Source organism: Enterococcus dongliensis (assembly GCF_031927985.1).
In the GTDB taxonomy this organism is placed as follows: domain Bacteria; phylum Bacillota; class Bacilli; order Lactobacillales; family Enterococcaceae; genus Enterococcus_A; species Enterococcus_A dongliensis.
Genome location: NZ_JARPZC010000042.1, coordinates 1 through 2,233, shown reverse-complemented (window position 1 = coordinate 2,233; position 2,233 = coordinate 1). Strand labels below are relative to the sequence as shown.

Annotated in this window: 4 protein-coding genes and 1 pseudogene; all 5 read right to left on the bottom strand. The window is 32.6% G+C overall.

What is annotated here, in order from left to right:
* Window positions 1–560, bottom strand: a 560-nt coding sequence (locus P7D84_RS13635) for a zeta toxin family protein (protein WP_311806779.1), incomplete at its 3' end; no start/stop codon positions are given.
* Between the two features lies 1 nt (window position 561).
* Complete coding sequence (locus P7D84_RS13630) at window positions 562–834, bottom strand: antitoxin (RefSeq protein WP_000301765.1); 273 nt, start codon at window positions 832–834, stop codon at window positions 562–564.
* Window positions 835–850: 16 nt separating this feature from the next.
* Entirely contained in the window at window positions 851–1,066 is a 216-nt protein-coding gene (locus tag P7D84_RS13625) for a peptide-binding protein (protein ID WP_001835296.1), read from the bottom strand.
* A 91-nt stretch (window positions 1,067–1,157) separates the two neighbouring features.
* A complete protein-coding gene (locus P7D84_RS13620) occupies window positions 1,158–2,054 on the bottom strand; it encodes a ParA family protein (protein WP_002387620.1) in 897 nt (298 codons plus the stop codon).
* A 102-nt stretch (window positions 2,055–2,156) separates the two neighbouring features.
* Window positions 2,157–2,233: pseudogene (locus P7D84_RS13875) on the bottom strand (topoisomerase); the annotation flags it as partial.

The window sequence follows — 2,233 nt, the reverse complement described above, 5'->3', positions numbered from 1 at the left end:
GTCGGTAAGTTTTTGACAACAATATCATGCGCTTGTTTTGGTGTTGCCCTGGCTGTCATTGGATCATCTGCATACATGGTTTCATATCGTTCAATTATTCCTAAATATGAGTTGATTTTAGGTACTGCCATGACATACATTTTTGTTTCATAACCTTTGGCTTGAAGCATTGTTGCGGTTTGAATAGGAACGTCTGTTGTTCGTCCTGTACCTTCGATCACCAAATTATACCCTTGATCGCTCAAACGGCTTATGATCGCTTCTGTCATGCGATTAGAATAAGGGGTAACGTGTTTTACTACGTCTTTTTCATAAAGTTTCACTAGTTCATCAAAATTAGGGTGCTGTTGTTTAAAGGTATCATTATCAATGACAATAACATTTCCTTGTGTTTCTTCAAAAATTGCTGATCGCAAACTGGTTTTCCCTGACCCTGGTTGCCCACCAAGTAAAAAAGCGGTTGGCGATTCAACCGCTTTTTTTCCTTGAATCAATTCTTCTAAATTATCATTTAAGCGATTCTCAAATTGTTTGTCAGTAAAATTGACTATATTTGCCATATTAAGCCACTTTCTCTTTATTCAAAACTTGTTTTGAGTAACGATTCATTGACCGCCAATACTCATGAACGGCTTGTAATTCTTCTAAAGAATAATCAAAAAGATTTACACGTTTTGCAAGCTTTAATTGGTTTAATAAATTGACTTCCAATAATTGAGAGTCATTTTTATTTAATTCATGGTTCAAAACATAGTTTAATACTCGATTATAAACGCTTGCCGATAATTCGTTAATGATCTCTATTTCAAATGTTTTTTCATACGTAACTGCCATTTCATTTTCACTCCTTTTAAAGTTTGTCAGGTAAATATTTCCGTATATATTCTTCTAAGGCTTGATCCATAACTTCTTTTACGTTTCCGCCATTCTTTGCTGTTTCGATTTTTATGATATGGTGCAAGTCAGCACGAACACGAACCGTCTTATCTCCCATTATATCTTTTTTTGCACTGATTGGTGTATCATTTCGTTTTGCTTTTTGTGCGCCTAAATTTCCCACAATCACTCACTTCTTTCTATTTCTTCTTATTCTTATTTTATCATCAACAATCACAAATCACAAGTGATTTGTGATTAATCACTTGTGATTTGTGATTCTATTCTTTTTCGTTTTCTAATTGAATAATTCGTTCAAGCATTTCAAAAAATACGTTCTCATACATGGATAAAACTTTTTTGTCATAGCCTTTGTGTTCTGTAATTCCGTTTTTAGACCAGGTACTTACTTTATTACTTCGCTTGATAATATTTTGGAAAACCAAGTTATCTTCTTTATGTTGCTTGTACAGTTCTTCCAGGTTTGATTTTATCGTTGCGCTGTCCGTATCAACTAAATAAGGAACAAAACCGATCATATCTAGTCCAGGGTTAAATTGTTCTTGTAAATCAATCAAATAGGAAATATAGTTTTGAATGTTGTTTGTACTTTCTTCTTCTGCTTGTAAAGGGATCATAACGTAATCACTCGCCACGATTGCATTATTTGTATAAACGCTTGGCGTTGGTACAGTATCAATAATAATGAGATCATAGTCACTTTTTAAAGGTGCTAAAAGAGTAGCAAGCAATCTACTTTCATTTTCAAACGTCCATGAGCGAGTTAATTTTGGCAATAACATCAAATCAAACGTGCCAGGGATCAAGTCTAAATTATCAGTCAAATGAATAATAGAAGAAGCCAAGTTTCCATTTTTCAAGCCTTCATAAAAATTGACACGTGGCAATTCTACCTTAAATGTTTTTGCTAAGTCTTTTGTCAATGTTGCTTGTAAGTCCTTATCGATCATTAAAACTTTTAAATTAAATTTGTCTGTCAAATAAGCAAACATAGTAGATAATTTTGACTTTCCAACACCACCTTTAAAATAATTGTTTAAGATAACAATTGCTTCATTTTTACTGTTTAAAATACGTCTTAATTCTTCAAGTATTTTGAGTTCTTCCTTCTCCATAACTACGCCCCATTCTTTTTTTGTATAGTAATATTGTATCATTAAAAATCACAAATCACAAGTGATTAATCACAAATCACTTGTGATTTGTGATAAGTGATTTGTGATTAATATATAAAAGCCCTGTTTAAAGGGCTTTTATGCTTATTTTGAAAAAGAGATAAAATCAATATATCCCTTTTCCCCAATTTTTACAACGGCATTGTAGGGCTTTTTCTCTT